This is a genomic window from Buttiauxella ferragutiae (assembly GCF_022637515.1).
Taxonomy (GTDB): Bacteria; Pseudomonadota; Gammaproteobacteria; order Enterobacterales; family Enterobacteriaceae; genus Buttiauxella; species Buttiauxella ferragutiae.
The window spans coordinates 3,055,234-3,069,009 of sequence record NZ_CP093332.1; the positions used below are offsets into that span (position 1 = coordinate 3,055,234).

The window sequence follows — 13,776 nt, forward strand, 5'->3', positions numbered from 1 at the left end:
CCGTTAACACTTTTCAAACATTCATCACAAGTATTAACATATGCACTTGAATGTTCCAGATGGTTCGTCCGGAGCGTAAATGTTCCTACCTGTGAAAATGTCTGATGAAAATTGTGCAACATGGAAAGCTGTCGCTTCCACTTATCTTAGTTCCGGCCCTTTCTTCGTTCGCCCTGCCCGCGCTTGCGGCAGAAGAGACGATGGTCGTGACTGCAACACAAGGCACGATTTCCGAGTTGGATACGCCTGCGGCTGTGAGTGTTGTTAATGGCGATGATATGCGCCAGGCGGCACCGCGTGTGAATCTTTCCGAGAGCCTGGGCAGTGTTGCAGGCTTGCAAGTCCAGAACCGTCAAAACTATGCGCAGGATTTACAGTTGTCGGTTCGTGGTTTTGGTTCGCGTTCCACTTACGGTGTGCGTGGCGTACGCATGTATGTAGATGGCATTCCGGCAACCATGCCTGATGGCCAGGGCCAAACCTCAAATATCGACATCAATAGCGTAGAAAGTATCGAGGTGTTACGTGGCCCCTTCTCCGCACTTTACGGCAACGCTTCTGGCGGTGTGGTGAATGTCAGCACCACTACCGGAACTCAGCCACCAACGCTGGAAGCCAGCAGTTATTACGGCAGTTTCGGAAGCTGGCGCAACAGCATTAAAGCCACCGGTGCAACAGGCGATGGCACACAAGCAGGCGATGTCGATTACGCGGTTTCGGCTTCGCGCTTTACCACTCATGGTTATCGTGACCACAGCAGCGCGCAAAAAAATCTCGGTAACGCCAAATTGGGTGTGCGCCTTAATGAAGCCAGTAAATTGACGCTGCTGCTCAATAGCGTCGATATTGATGCCAACGACCCAGGCGGTTTAACCGAGCAGGAATGGCACGATAACCCCACTCAGGCACCTCGCGCTGAGCAGTACAATACGCGTAAAACCACAAAACAAACGCAGGCCGGCCTGCGTTACGACAGGCAATTAACCGCTAATGATGACCTCAGTGTCATGACCTATGCAGGTGTGCGCGAAACCACTCAATACCAATCGATACCCGTCGCTCCGCAGTTAAACCCAACTCATCCCGGTGGTGTGATTGAGCTGAGCCGCCATTATCAGGGGATTGATTCACGCTGGACGCACCGTGGCAATCTGCTATCTGTCCCAGTGACATTTACCACGGGTCTTGATTACGAAACCATGTCAGAAAAGCGCAAAGGCTATGAAAACTTTGTGGTCGAAAATGGCACCACGGTTTTGGGTGAGAAAGGCGATTTGCGCCGTGACGAACGTAATCTGATGTGGAATGTTGACCCGTATCTACAAACCGCGTGGCAATTCACCGATAAGCTGAGTCTCGATGCTGGTGTGCGTTTTAGTTCGGTTTATTTCGATTCGAATGACGAATACATTACTGCCCGGAATGGCGATGACAGTGGTGACGCGAGCTATCACAAATGGCTGCCAGCGGCGGCACTGAAGTATGCAGTCAACGATGCGTGGAATGTGTATACCTCTGCGGGTCGCGGTTTTGAAACACCGACCATCAACGAACTCTCCTATCGTGATAATGGCCAGGCGGGTTTGAATTTCGGTCTGAAGCCATCCACCAGCGACACCATAGAAATCGGCAGCAAAACCCGGGTCGGCAACAGTTTGTTGACCGCCGCGCTATTCCAGACAGACACCGACGATGAGATTGTTGCCGACCAAAGTAGTGGTGGCCGCACAACCTATAAAAATGCCGGTGAGACACGCCGTCGTGGCATGGAGCTTTCTGCTGATAGCCAGTTAGGTTATGACTGGCGCGTAAAAATGGCGTGGACTTATCTGGATGCAACGTATCGCAGTAACGCTTGTGGGGGTGAAGACAATTGCGAGGGAAATCGCATTCCGGGTATTGCGCGTAACATGGGCTACGCGGCGCTGGAATACGCACCGCCAGAAGGTTTTTATGCCGGTGCTGACGTTCGCTATATGAGTGACATTCAGGCCAATGATGAGAATAGCGAACAGGCGCCTGCTTATACGGTTGCCTCGCTCAACAGCGGTTACAAATTGCGTATTCAGGAACGCTGGCTGTTGGATGTTTGGGGGCGTGTCGATAACTTATTTGATCGGGAATATGTCGGCTCTGTCATCGTCAACGAAAGTAATGGTCGCTACTTCGAACCTGCACCGGGGCGCAATTATGGCGTGGGTGTGAATTTGAGTTACACCTTCTTGTAAGTACAGCTTATAAACAAAAAACGGAACCATTAGGTTCCGTTTTTATTTGGCAAGGAGCTTGATCACTCCATCGTTGCGCCGCCGTTAAGTTTGAAGACCACATTGACAATCAAACCCTGGCCTGGCTTTCCGCTTTCGTAGCGCCATTTTTTCATCGCCATTTTCACTTCACGCTCAAACATATTGGCAGGCGTTGCGGAGAGGATGCTCACGTTACTCACGCTGCCATCCGGGCCAACATCAAACTTCACCCGCACTTTACCTTCAATGCGTAACGCATGTGCACGAGAAGGATACTGTGGCGAATTACGGTTAAGCGCGCGTGGCCCTGTCGCAACCGGAGCGGTAGACGCCACTGGTGCCGTTTTAGCAACCGGTGCCGGACGAGCTGGTGCAGTGTTGGTTACCGCAGTTGCTGGACGGGGTTCAACCGGTTTGGCTTCTGGCTTCGGCTGTTCCACTTTTTTCACCGGCTTTGGCTTAGGCTTTGGTTTGGGTTTCGGCTCAGGCTTATGGATGACTACCGGCGCTTCTTTTGGCGGTTCGGGAATCGGTTCTGGCTCAGGTTCTGCTACCGGCTGCGGAGGCGGTTGCACCACTTCAGGTTGTGGGGGTTCGAGCTCAGCCGGGGTCACCATGGTGACACTGATAGGCTGTGCGGGCGCTGGCAACTCAATAACCTGATGTACCGAGGTATAGAGCAACCCCGCGACAACAGCACCATGTATCACAACCGAGAGAACGGTTGGCCATGGAAAGCGGCGAGGTAAATCAAGGGTCATTGACGTCATAATGGCTTAAGTCTCTTAAACAGGCGTCAATTTTAAATGCAAATAGCAATCATATTCAACAACGCATCGAAGAAAGTGGCTCTTTTTCCTTCCACCTGCAGGTTTTTCCCCCATTCGTGACCGCGATTTAACATCTTGTTTATGTTTCAATTGCAGTCTTTGCGCCATTCACTTACCGTATTTTACAACCCTCATATCAAAAGGAGTGCTGCACGTGCTGTATATCATTTATGCGGAAGATAATGCCGATTCTCTCGAAAAGCGGCTAGCTGTGCGCCCTGCCCATCTTGCACGCCTACAACTTTTACGCGATGAAGGTCGCTTGTTAACCGCGGGGCCAATGCCTGCCGTTGATAGCAATGATCCAGGGGCTGCGGGTTTTACCGGTTCAACGGTTATTGCTGAGTTTGCGTCGCTAGAAGATGCACAAGCCTGGGCCGAGGCCGATCCTTATATCGCCGCTGGCGTCGTTAAACAGGTCGCGATCAAGCCCTATAAAAAGGTCTTTTGATTTATTCTTTAATTCATAAAGGGCACAAATAAGTACTCATCGTATTTTGAAGTGCCTTTTCTTTCTGAATACGACACTCAGAACTTCAACTCTGGGACCAACGCATCGGCATTTTGCATGCATATTTTCCACGCACTCCCCGGTACGTCATTATCCAGAACTGTTGACGTTCTGTACTCAACTGCGCGCAGATTTTCTGTGCCATCGGAGCCTGTCACCACATACTGTAAGGTCGTCCAACGGACGGTAGTTGACATTCCTTTGGCGGTTAATTCGATGGTTTTATTTTTTACTTCTTCTGCACATTGATGCGCGGCGGCATTTACACGTTGGTATTTCTTTTCTTGTGGGGATAAATCATTCTGGGATGCACAGCCTGAAACAAGAACGCCTGTCACGGCAATAACACAGAATTTTTTCAACATGATTCATTCCTTAGGTTACGAAAATCAACCCTTTAGCGGCTTCCCCCTAATAGTAGTCAATGTTATCCGGTTTATTGAATAAATCTAACTGCCGAGCGCAATCATGATCGGCTGACACGGTTCCAATTCACAAGTGTTGCATGAAAATCAAAACAGCAAATTCGTCATGTTTTAGCATTAACAAAATGAGAATTATCCCATCGTTTTTTTGACTTTTCGCCAAGTCATTTCACCTACACTTTATGAGGTAATTACTTTTAATCACTCGTAAGCCTTGAGGATGTAATGATGAAAAATTTACTTTATTTTTCAGTAGCTGCGGTCCTGATAGCCCTTCCGATAACGACCCTGGCTGTTGATACTCTCGCCGATGAAACCTCTTATAACCAACAAAGCGGCACCCTCACAGCAAGGGGGAGCACTATTGAAGAAGTGGAAAACTCCCTTAAAGCAGAAGCAATAAACAACGGTGCATCAGCCTATACGATCACGACCGAGAGTAGCGATGATGGGCAGGTCTACGGAGAGGCGACCCTCTACAAATAACATTGGATAACCAGGAAACATTGTTCAAAGATTCACAAAAGGTGACAATGCGCAGCGTACTGAATGGGTAATTTTAAGTTAATGCTGTTATTGAATTTGTCGGGAAATTTTCATGGATCTTTTTGATGAGTCTTATGAACAACATAAGCAATCGGTGGGAAATCAGGAAGCTCGCTGGAATGCCTGGCTGGCCAGTCACCCAATGGTGTTAGTGGCGGCGGCCACAATAACAGTTCTGATTATTGTACTTGCGATGCATTTCTTCTAAAGGTCGCAGCTAAATGATACTGGGCACCGCGAGCGGTGCCCTTTTCTTTACGACGCCCATTGATCGTGAATAGCAAACAGCAAGGAATTACGCGCGCGGTTTGTCTGGCACTTTCTGATGGCGTGAATGCGCATGTTGCGGCGTGACTGACCTTCCAGCCAACGCGATCTGCGCCGTTGCGTCTGACGAAGCATACGCCACCGTCCGACCTCAGTTCTACTACGCCTCATTTTTACGACTCGGGTTGCATGTAAGACGCGCCATTATAGTGCCTTCTGCCCTACAGACCAGTCGTTTTACGATTATACCCGTCACACTTCAAGCTGTTGGCCCGCTGGCTGCTCGTATTCCCAATTTTGGGTATAGTTTTAGTGTTAACCGCTGGCTGTTGTGCGTAAACTCAAAAGCATACGGTTTCTAAAGGATTTTTGAACGATGACAACCTTCTATACAGTCTTTAGTTGGCTGATAATTTTAGGTTACTGGCTTTTAATAGCCGGCGTGACGCTACGAATTTTGATGAAGCGTCGTGCAGTTCCTTCAGCCATGGCATGGCTTCTTATCATTTATATTCTTCCGCTGGTTGGGATCATCGCCTATCTCTCATTTGGCGAACTGCATCTGGGTAAACGCCGCGCAGAGCGCGCGCGTGCCATGTGGCCATCAACCGCCAAATGGTTGAACGATCTTAAAAGCTGCAAACATATTTTTGCCGAAGAAAACAGCGAAGTGGCGACATCACTGTTCCAGCTGTGTGAGCGCCGCCAGGGGATTGGCGGTGTCAAAGGCAACCAACTCCAACTGCTCACCACGTCAGATGAAACGATGCACGCGTTGATTCGTGACATCCAGTTGGCTCGCCACAATATCGAGATGGTGTTTTATATCTGGCAGCCAGGGGGCTTAGCTGACCAGGTTGCTGAATCGCTGATGGCAGCCGCGCGTCGCGGGATTCATTGCCGATTAATGCTCGATTCTGCGGGTAGCGTCGCGTTCTTCCGCAGTCCGTGGGCGAATATGATGCGTAACGCTGGCGTCGAAGTGGTTGAGGCGCTCAAAGTTAACCTGATGCGTGTGTTCCTGCGCCGTATGGATTTACGCCAGCACCGTAAAATGGTGATGATCGATAACTACATTGCTTACACCGGCAGTATGAATCTCGTCGATCCGCGTTTCTTTAAACAGGATGCTGGCGTCGGGCAATGGGTCGATTTAATGGCGCGTATGGAAGGCCCGGTCGCCACCGCGATGGGGATTGTTTATTCCTGTGACTGGGAGATAGAAACCGGTAAGCGTATTTTACCACCGGCTCCAGACGCGAATATTATGCCTTTTGAAGAGGCGACCGGGCATACCATTCATACCATTGCCTCAGGTCCTGGTTTCCCGGAAGACTTAATTCATCAGGCGCTGCTAACGTCAGTTTATGCGGCGCGTGAATATTTAATTATGACGACGCCTTATTTCGTCCCGAGTGATGATTTGCTACATGCTATTTGCACCGCGGCGCAACGTGGCGTCGACGTGAGTATTATTGTCCCACGCAAGAATGACTCTCTCCTGGTGGGCTGGGCGAGCCGAGCCTTCTTCACTGAGTTACTGGCTGCTGGGGTGAAAATTTACCAGTTTGAAGGCGGTCTGCTGCACACCAAGAGTGTGCTGGTCGATGGGCAATTGAGTTTAGTCGGTACCGTGAATCTGGATATGCGCAGCTTGTGGCTTAATTTCGAGATTACGCTGGTGATTGATGACTCCGGTTTTGCCAGCGATCTGGCGGCGGTACAAGACGATTATATCTCCCGCTCTCGCCTGTTAGACCAGCGTTTGTGGGTTAAGCGTCCAATGTGGCAGCGCGTGGTAGAGCGACTGTTTTACTTCTTTAGCCCGTTGCTGTAAAACGTGGCGCATCAGTATTTAATAAGTGGAACCAGACATGGAAATGGATCTGAACAATCGCCTGACAGAAGATGAAACCCTCGAGCAGGCTTACGATATTTTTCTTGAGCTGGCGGTCGATAACCTCGACCCAGCCGATGTAATTTTGTTTAATCTGCAATTTGAAGAGCGCGGCGGTGCTGAGCTTTTTGACCCGGCAGAAGACTGGCAGGAACATGTGGATTTCGATCTGAACCCTGATTTCTTCGCCGAAGTGGTGATTGGCCTGGCCGATACCGATGGCGGTGAAATTAACGACATCTTCGCACGTGTACTGTTGTGCCGCGAAAAAGACCACAAACTTTGCCATATTCTCTGGCGCGAATAAGCCTTTGTAGGGCGGATAAGCGTTAGCGTCATCCGCCATTTACATCTGACCTACAGCTTAGGTAACGCACTCCCGCAGGATTTGCAGAATCGAGCCTCTTCGTCGTGATTGCCTTTATGGCAGTTTGGGCACAAACGGGCATTCCGCTGTTTCTGAAACTCGTTAGTCATATGCGCGGTAATAATCCCGGTTGGGATGGCAATCACCGAGTAACCAATCAAGATAAGAATTGAAGCGACCATGCGCCCCGGCCCGGTATGCGGAGTGATGTCGCCATACCCCACTGTCGTCACCGTCACCACCGCCCAGTACACCGACGTCCCCAGGTTAGTAAAACCGTTTGGCGGCCCTTCAATGCCGTACATCAGGCCACCAGCGACCACCATCACGATGAGAATAAAGGAATAGAACAGAATCAATTGGTGGCGAGCATTAACAATAGCTTGCCATAAGGTGTGCAACGTCGGCATGTAGCGCAGCAGTTTGAGTATTCTAAGTACGCGGATTGCACGCATTGCGCGCCACGCAAACACGTAATTGACGCCTATTTCAGGCCACAGCCACAACACGTACAGCGGCAAAATCGTCGCCAGATCGATGAAGCCCCAGAAGCTGAAGACGTACTTTCTGGGGTCAGGCCAACACAGCACCCGCAGAATATACTCCAGCGTAAACAGCAGAGTGAAGCCAATTTCCAGAGCCACAAAGAGCTGCCATTCATCGTAGGTCAGATGGTATTGCGTGCCGAGTCCTGACTCGATAAAGACCGCAATCACGCTGAGTAAAGCGAATAACCCGCATAACGCTTCAAAGCGTCGGCCTGAGCGCGTTTTTTGATCAAAGAGAAGATGGTACATCCGCTGACGGGTAACAAGAATAAGCACAGGCAAGTAACCTCACAAACAAAAAGGGCTGGCATCATGCCAGCCCTGCGAGATTATAACGGGTCTACCTTAAGACAGGAAACGGCATGCTTGAAGCTGCCCTCCAGCACCGGGCGAGTTTTGGCACATTCTGGCCCAGCAATAGGACAACGGGTACGGAAAACACAGCCTGACGGCGGGTTAATAGGCGATGGCAACTCCCCTTCAAGAAGTTGTATCGTTTTGTTTCTTTCCAAATCCGGGTCGGGAATGGGTACCGCAGACATCAAGGCTTTGGTGTAAGGATGCAGCGGGTTGTGGTACACCTCGTCGTAAGTACCCAGCTCAACTGCATGACCCAGATACATCACCAGGACGCGATCTGAAATGTGTTTTACCACCGCCAAGTCGTGGGCGATGAAGATCAACGACAGTCCCATTTCACGTTGCAGTTTTTGCAGTAGGTTCACCACCTGAGCCTGAATGGATACATCGAGTGCCGAAACGGGTTCGTCACAGATGATCAGTTTTGGCTCAAGGATCAGCGCGCGGGCAATCCCGATGCGCTGACACTGGCCGCCTGAGAATTCGTGCGGGTAACGGTTGATGAGGTTTGGCAGCAAGCCCACTTTCATCATCATCGCTTTCACACGGTCACGGACTTCCTGACGCGGCATTTTCGGGTGATAGGTACGCAGCGGCTCAGCGATAATATCGCCGATGTTCATTCGCGGGTTGAGTGATGCCAGCGGGTCCTGGAAAATCATCTGGATGTCGCTGCGCACATCGCGCCACTCGTCCTGATTCATCCCCAGCAGATCTTTACCCAGCCACGCAACTCTGCCTTCGGTGGCTTTGACCAGGCCGATAATGGCACGGGCAAAGGTCGATTTTCCGCAGCCAGACTCCCCTACCACACCCAGCGTTTCACCCTCGTACAAACGTAGTGTCACGCCATCAACCGCTTTCAGCGTTTTGGAGGGTTGCCAGAACCACTGTTTGCCGTCTTTGATATCAAAGTGAACTTTAAGATCGGCAATTTCCAGCAGGACTTTTTTATCTTGTGTCACGGCGTTCATACCAACTCCTCCACTGGCTTAAAGCAAGCGCGTAAGCGGCCTTCACCAAATTGTTCCAGCGGCGGAGCCGTGTTGCAGATTTCCATGGCGTGTGGGCAACGTGGCTGGAACGGGCAACCTTTCGGCAGACGTAACAGGTTTGGTGGATTGCCAGGAATGGTCAGCAAAGATTCGCCTTCAGCATCAAGACGTGGAACCGCGTTGAGCAGGCCGATGGAGTAAGGATGAACCGGGTTGTAGAACACGTCGCGCGCCTGGCCATATTCCATAGTACGACCTGCATACATCACCAGCACTTTGTCACAGATCCCGGCGACTACGCCAAGATCGTGGGTAATCATGATGATCGCAGTATTGAACTCACGTTTGAGATCGTTAAGCAGCGTCATGATTTGCGCCTGAACGGTGACGTCCAGCGCAGTGGTCGGTTCGTCGGCAATCAGCAATTTTGGACGGCACAGCAGCGCCATCGCAATCATCACACGTTGACGCATACCACCGGAAAACTCATGCGGGAACATGCGCATACGCTTACGCGCTTCGGGCATTTTTACCGCATCAAGCATACGAACAGATTCTTCAAAGGCTTCGGCTTTGCCCAATTTCTTGTGCAGCATCAGCACTTCCATCAACTGCTCACCTACACGCATGTAAGGGTTCAGTGAGGTCATTGGGTCCTGGAAGATCATGGAAATCTGCTCTGCACGCAGTCGGTTGAGTTGGTTCTCTGGCAGATTCAGGATCTCTTTACCGTTGAATTTAGCCGACCCGCCAATACGGCCATTCGCCGCCAGCAAGCCCATCAACGCAAATGCTGTTTGCGATTTACCGGAACCGGATTCACCTACGATGCCCAGTGTTTCACCGGCGCGCAGGCTGAAATTCAGATCGTTTACCGCCGTAACGTCACCATCTGGAGTACCAAAGGTGACGCGCAGATCTTTTACGTCTAACAGCGTAGAAGTCTGGCTCAGTGGAGTCACCACCGCAGGATTTTCAATTGTGCTCATCGCGGCACTCCTTAACGATCTTTCGGGTCGAGGGCATCACGCAGGCCATCGCCGATAAAGTTGAAACAGAACAGAGTGATAACCAGGAAGCCTGCCGGGAACATCAGCAACCATGGGGACACTTCCATGGAGTTGGCACCATCGCTCAGCAATGCACCCCAGCTACTTAATGGCTCTTGTGTACCCAGACCCAGGAAGCTCAGGAAAGATTCGAACAGGATCATGCTTGGCACCAGCAGCGAGGCATAAACCACCACCACGCCGAGTACGTTTGGCACAATGTGACGAACAACGATGTTAACGGTAGAGACACCGCCAACCTGGGCTGCTTCGATGAACTCTTTACGTTTCAGGCTCAGAGTTTGGCCACGGACGATACGCGCCATATCCAGCCAGGAAACCATCCCGATTGCCACAAAAATCAGCAGGATGTTTTGCCCAAAGAAGGTCACCAGCAAAATCACGAAGAACATGAATGGGAAGGAGTTGAGGATTTCCAGCAAGCGCATCATCACTGAGTCGGTTTTACCGCCCAGATAACCCGCGAGCGAGCCGTATAATGTGCCAACGACTACCGCGACCAGCGCCGCAGCGACACCCACCATCAGAGAAATACGCCCGCCGATTGCCACGCGAACTAACAGATCTCGACCGGAGGAGTCTGTGCCAAAGTAGTGCCCGGATTCCATATCTGGTGCTGCCGACATCATTCCCCAGTCGGTATCAAAGTAGCTAAACTGCGACAGCATCGGCGCAAAGGCCACGAACAGCGCGATAATCGCCAGAACAATCAAACTGGCAACCGCGGCACGGTTATGCATAAAACGGCGACGGGCATCTTGCCAAAGGCTACGGCCTTCTACTTCTAGTTTTTCACTGAAGTTTTCCAGCGCCTCGCTGTTTTTCTTACTCAACATCATGGCGAACTCCAGTGTCAGTAACGGATTTTTGGATCGATAACGGCGTACAGCACGTCAACAATCGCGTTAAAGAGAATCGTCAGCGCGCCTACCAGAATGGTAAGGCTCAGAACCAGTGAGTAGTCACGGTTCAATGCTCCGTTTACGAACAACTGGCCAATACCCGGTAACCCGTAAATGGTTTCAATCACCATCGAGCCGGTGATAATACCGACAAAAGCTGGGCCCAAATATGACAGTACGGGTAACAGAGCCGGTTTTAACGCGTGGCGCAAAATAATGCGACGCATTGGCAAACCTTTAGCGCGAGCTGTACGGATGAAGTTAGAGTGCAGCACTTCAATCATTGAGCCACGAGTGATACGCGCGATACTCGCAATATAAGCTAATGAAAGTGCAACCATCGGCAGGATCATGTATTGAATGGCACCGCCGTTCCACCCGCCTCCGGGCAGCCACTTAAGTGTTATCGCAAATATCAGAACCAGTAATGGCGCCACCACGAAACTCGGGATAACAACCCCCGTCATGGCCACCCCCATTACGGCGTAATCCCATTTGGTATTTTGATTCAGTGCGGCGATGACCCCCGCTAAAACACCTAAAACAAGCGCAAAGATAAATGCAGCAGCACCTAATTTTGCCGAGACAGGGAAGCTTGAGGCGACCAAATCGTTTACTGAATAATCTTTGTATTTAAATGACGGGCCAAAATCACCGTGTGCCAGTTGTTTCAAATAACTGAAATACTGTGTCGTGATTGGATCGTTTAAATGATATTTAGCTTCGATGTTCGCCATCACTTCTGGCGGAAGCGCGCGTTCGCTGGTGAATGGACTACCCGGCGCAAGACGCATCATGAAGAATGAAATAGTTATAAGAATAAAGAGTGTCGGAATTGCTTCCAGACAACGACGTAGAATAAATTTCAACATTGCCCGTACCTTCTGGCTGTGCCTTTAGCATGCGATTAAATAAGACACGATGGGGTAAGTCCTACCCTTTTTACCCTAAATAATTCACGGTGCAGGAAGGCAACAAACTCATGAATCCCCAGGAACATAGACAAACTATGTGACTGGGGTGAATGAGCGCAGTTAACGCACCTGCCGCGTGAAGTATGAAGGGTAAAACTTACCCCACGAATTGCCATTAATGTTTGATGATATACATATCTTTAGTATAGATATTATCCATCGGGTCTTTGCCGGTATAACCGCCTACCCATGGTTTCACCAGACGGGCGTTCACGTAGTAATAAACCGGAACGATTGCAGAATCTTTGCCCAACTGCTGTTCCGCTTTATCGTACGCGGCGGCACGTTGTGCTTCATCTGTTGCTTTCAGCGATTCCGCCATGATGGCGTCAAAGGCCGGGCTCTTATAATGCGCGGTGTTCATTGAGCTGCCAGACAACATGGTGTTCAGGAAGGAAGTCGGTTCGTTGTAATCCGCACACCAGCCAGCACGTGCAACGTTGTAGTTGCCCTGGTGACGAGTATCAAGGAAGGTTTTCCACTCCTGGTTTACCAGCTTAACGTTCACACCGAGGTTTTTCTGCCAGATAGAAGCGGCAGCGATGGCCAGTTTCTTGTGCAGATCGGAAGTGTTGTACAGCAGGTCGAAGGTCAGCGGTTTGTCTTTGGTGTAGCCCGCTTCAGCCAGCAATTTCTTAGCTTCTTCGTTACGTTTTTCCTGAGTCCATGAGAACCACTCAGGTTTAGTCAGTTTTGCACCGTCAGCATAAGGAGGCGTGTAGCCGTAAGCTGGCAGATCGCCCTGCGCCTTCACTTTATTAACGATGATGTCACGATCCAGGCCCAGTTTCAGAGCGGTACGGACGCGCACATCGTTAAACGGAGCTTTCTGGTTGTTGATTTCGTAGTAATAAGTACACAGATACGGGTCAACGTGTACTTCAGCTGGAATTTCTTTTTTCAGCTTCTGGAACAGTTCGATTGGCAGGTTGTTATATGTCATGTCAATCTCGCCGCTGCGGTAGCGGTTAACATCCGTGACTTCAGAGGAGATTGGCAGATAAGTAATTTGTGAAATAACAGTTTTCGCGTTATCCCAATAATTGGTATTACGCTCCATCACGATACGTTCGTTAACCACCCAGTCCTTCAGTTTGTAAGCACCGTTGCTCACGATGTTGGCAGGTTGGGTCCACTTCTCACCAAACTTCTCAATGGCCGCTTTATTCACCGGGGACATCGCCGGGTTAACCAGAAGTTTGTAGAAGTAAGGAACAGGCTCGCTCAGAGTGACTTCCAGCGTGTGGTCGTCAATGGCTTTTACGCCCAGTTCACTTGGTTTCATTTTGCCGTCGATGATGGCATCAACGTTTACGATATGGCCGTATTGCGGGTAGCTTGCGTATGGGGAAGCAGTATTTGGATCAACCAGACGCTGCCAGCTATAGACGAAATCTTGTGCCGTGACTGGCTCGCCGTTAGACCATTTCGCATCTTTACGCAGATGGAAGGTCCAGACTTTAAAATCTTTATTATCCCAGGACTCTGCCACGCCCGGAATTGGGTGGCCGTCTTTTGGAGAGGTAATCAGTAAGCCTTCAAACAGGTCACGGCTCACGTTTGACTCAGGAACACCTTCAATTTTGTTTGGGTCCAAAGACTGTGGTTCAGCACCGTTATTGCGAATCAACGTTTGCTTTTCTGACAGTTGAACACCGGCAGGAACTTCGGCCGCCATGGCCACATTGCCTACGATTAGCGCGGATAAAATGCTTGCTGCTACCAGACTTTTTTTTGTGATGATGGACATTGTGTTGATACTCCACTCATTATAATTACCGACCCGAAAGCCAGCCTCTTCCCCTCAGGGGTTCCTTTACAGTGCAAGAGCGTTA

General features: G+C 50.2%; 15 protein-coding genes. 6 read left to right on the forward strand and 9 right to left on the reverse strand.

Going from position 1 to position 13,776, the window contains the following annotated elements:
* Nucleotides 1-104 precede the first annotated feature (104 nt).
* Nucleotides 105-2,228 (forward strand): TonB-dependent receptor PqqU, encoded by a 2,124-nt coding sequence (gene pqqU, locus MNO13_RS14045; RefSeq protein WP_121815564.1) that lies wholly within the window; start codon nt 105-107, stop codon nt 2,226-2,228.
* Nucleotides 2,229-2,290: 62 nt separating this feature from the next.
* Here pqqU and tonB read toward each other — a convergent pair whose 3' ends face one another.
* Nucleotides 2,291-3,010, reverse strand: a complete 720-nt coding sequence (gene tonB / locus MNO13_RS14050) for a TonB system transport protein TonB (protein ID WP_064547300.1) — start codon at nt 3,008-3,010, stop codon at nt 2,291-2,293.
* A gap of 223 nt (nt 3,011-3,233) precedes the next feature.
* Here tonB and MNO13_RS14055 point away from each other — a divergent pair, with 223 nt between their 5' ends.
* Nucleotides 3,234-3,530: a YciI family protein gene (locus MNO13_RS14055; protein WP_064547302.1), complete on the forward strand. Its 297-nt coding sequence runs from the start codon at nt 3,234-3,236 to the stop codon at nt 3,528-3,530.
* Nucleotides 3,531-3,607: 77 nt separating this feature from the next.
* On the opposite strand, the gene MNO13_RS14060 is transcribed toward MNO13_RS14055, so the two are convergent.
* The gene (locus MNO13_RS14060; RefSeq protein ID WP_064547305.1) at nt 3,608-3,955 is read right to left on the reverse strand and encodes a hypothetical protein; all 348 of its coding nucleotides are present in this window, start codon (nt 3,953-3,955) and stop codon (nt 3,608-3,610) included.
* 288 nt (nt 3,956-4,243) lie between these two features.
* Here MNO13_RS14060 and MNO13_RS14065 point away from each other — a divergent pair, with 288 nt between their 5' ends.
* Together MNO13_RS14065 and MNO13_RS14070 are read left to right on the forward strand one after the other, a co-directional pair.
* Nucleotides 4,244-4,501: a YdgH/BhsA/McbA family protein gene (locus MNO13_RS14065; RefSeq protein WP_064547307.1), complete on the forward strand. Its 258-nt coding sequence runs from the start codon at nt 4,244-4,246 to the stop codon at nt 4,499-4,501.
* 112 nt (nt 4,502-4,613) lie between these two features.
* Nucleotides 4,614-4,769: a hypothetical protein gene (locus MNO13_RS14070; RefSeq protein WP_157092958.1), complete on the forward strand. Its 156-nt coding sequence runs from the start codon at nt 4,614-4,616 to the stop codon at nt 4,767-4,769.
* A gap of 47 nt (nt 4,770-4,816) precedes the next feature.
* Here MNO13_RS14070 and MNO13_RS14075 read toward each other — a convergent pair whose 3' ends face one another.
* Nucleotides 4,817-4,999 carry a YciY family protein gene (locus tag MNO13_RS14075; RefSeq protein ID WP_074388575.1) on the reverse strand — a complete coding sequence of 61 codons (183 nt, stop codon included), beginning with the start codon at nt 4,997-4,999 and terminating at the stop codon, nt 4,817-4,819.
* Between the two features lie 205 nt (nt 5,000-5,204).
* Here MNO13_RS14075 and cls point away from each other — a divergent pair, with 205 nt between their 5' ends.
* Nucleotides 5,205-6,665, forward strand: coding sequence for a cardiolipin synthase (gene cls / locus MNO13_RS14080; RefSeq protein ID WP_064547309.1), 1,461 nt, complete (start codon nt 5,205-5,207; stop codon nt 6,663-6,665).
* A gap of 37 nt (nt 6,666-6,702) precedes the next feature.
* Nucleotides 6,703-7,032, forward strand: coding sequence for an HI1450 family dsDNA-mimic protein (locus tag MNO13_RS14085; protein ID WP_034455830.1), 330 nt, complete (start codon nt 6,703-6,705; stop codon nt 7,030-7,032).
* Between the two features lie 50 nt (nt 7,033-7,082).
* On the opposite strand, the gene MNO13_RS14090 is transcribed toward MNO13_RS14085, so the two are convergent.
* From MNO13_RS14090 to oppA, 6 genes are all read right to left on the reverse strand, one after another.
* Nucleotides 7,083-7,889, reverse strand: coding sequence for an ion transporter (locus MNO13_RS14090; protein ID WP_064547311.1), 807 nt, complete (start codon nt 7,887-7,889; stop codon nt 7,083-7,085).
* Nucleotides 7,890-7,969: 80 nt separating this feature from the next.
* The gene (gene oppF, locus MNO13_RS14095; protein WP_064547313.1) at nt 7,970-8,974 is read right to left on the reverse strand and encodes a murein tripeptide/oligopeptide ABC transporter ATP binding protein OppF; all 1,005 of its coding nucleotides are present in this window, start codon (nt 8,972-8,974) and stop codon (nt 7,970-7,972) included.
* Complete coding sequence (gene oppD / locus MNO13_RS14100; RefSeq protein ID WP_064547315.1) at nt 8,971-9,984, reverse strand: ABC transporter ATP-binding protein; 1,014 nt, start codon at nt 9,982-9,984, stop codon at nt 8,971-8,973. The genes oppF and oppD overlap by 4 nt, the downstream gene beginning before the upstream one ends.
* Before the next feature lie 11 nt (nt 9,985-9,995).
* Nucleotides 9,996-10,904, reverse strand: a complete 909-nt coding sequence (oppC, locus tag MNO13_RS14105; RefSeq protein ID WP_064547317.1) for an oligopeptide ABC transporter permease OppC — start codon at nt 10,902-10,904, stop codon at nt 9,996-9,998.
* Between the two features lie 14 nt (nt 10,905-10,918).
* Nucleotides 10,919-11,839: an oligopeptide ABC transporter permease OppB gene (gene oppB, locus MNO13_RS14110; protein ID WP_064547319.1), complete on the reverse strand. Its 921-nt coding sequence runs from the start codon at nt 11,837-11,839 to the stop codon at nt 10,919-10,921.
* A gap of 217 nt (nt 11,840-12,056) precedes the next feature.
* Nucleotides 12,057-13,691: an oligopeptide ABC transporter substrate-binding protein OppA gene (oppA, locus tag MNO13_RS14115; protein WP_064547322.1), complete on the reverse strand. Its 1,635-nt coding sequence runs from the start codon at nt 13,689-13,691 to the stop codon at nt 12,057-12,059.
* Nucleotides 13,692-13,776 lie beyond the last annotated feature (85 nt).

What these genes read in the sequence shown, in the direction of transcription:
- MNO13_RS14070 (WP_157092958.1), top strand. Translation starts at nt 4,614, where the DNA reads ATGGATCTTTTTGATGAGTCTTATGAACAACATAAGCAATCGGTGGGA.
- oppF (WP_064547313.1), bottom strand. Translation starts at nt 8,974, where the DNA reads ATGAACGCCGTGACACAAGATAAAAAAGTCCTGCTGGAAATTGCCGAT.
- MNO13_RS14090 (WP_064547311.1), bottom strand. Translation starts at nt 7,889, where the DNA reads ATGTACCATCTTCTCTTTGATCAAAAAACGCGCTCAGGCCGACGCTTT.
- MNO13_RS14065 (WP_064547307.1), top strand. Translation starts at nt 4,244, where the DNA reads ATGAAAAATTTACTTTATTTTTCAGTAGCTGCGGTCCTGATAGCCCTT.
- pqqU (WP_121815564.1), top strand. Translation starts at nt 105, where the DNA reads ATGAAAATTGTGCAACATGGAAAGCTGTCGCTTCCACTTATCTTAGTT.
- oppA (WP_064547322.1), bottom strand. Translation starts at nt 13,691, where the DNA reads ATGTCCATCATCACAAAAAAAAGTCTGGTAGCAGCAAGCATTTTATCC.
- oppB (WP_064547319.1), bottom strand. Translation starts at nt 11,839, where the DNA reads ATGTTGAAATTTATTCTACGTCGTTGTCTGGAAGCAATTCCGACACTC.
- cls (WP_064547309.1), top strand. Translation starts at nt 5,205, where the DNA reads ATGACAACCTTCTATACAGTCTTTAGTTGGCTGATAATTTTAGGTTAC.
- MNO13_RS14075 (WP_074388575.1), bottom strand. Translation starts at nt 4,999, where the DNA reads ATGAGGCGTAGTAGAACTGAGGTCGGACGGTGGCGTATGCTTCGTCAG.
- oppC (WP_064547317.1), bottom strand. Translation starts at nt 10,904, where the DNA reads ATGATGTTGAGTAAGAAAAACAGCGAGGCGCTGGAAAACTTCAGTGAA.
- tonB (WP_064547300.1), bottom strand. Translation starts at nt 3,010, where the DNA reads ATGACCCTTGATTTACCTCGCCGCTTTCCATGGCCAACCGTTCTCTCG.
- oppD (WP_064547315.1), bottom strand. Translation starts at nt 9,984, where the DNA reads ATGAGCACAATTGAAAATCCTGCGGTGGTGACTCCACTGAGCCAGACT.
- MNO13_RS14060 (WP_064547305.1), bottom strand. Translation starts at nt 3,955, where the DNA reads ATGTTGAAAAAATTCTGTGTTATTGCCGTGACAGGCGTTCTTGTTTCA.
- MNO13_RS14085 (WP_034455830.1), top strand. Translation starts at nt 6,703, where the DNA reads ATGGAAATGGATCTGAACAATCGCCTGACAGAAGATGAAACCCTCGAG.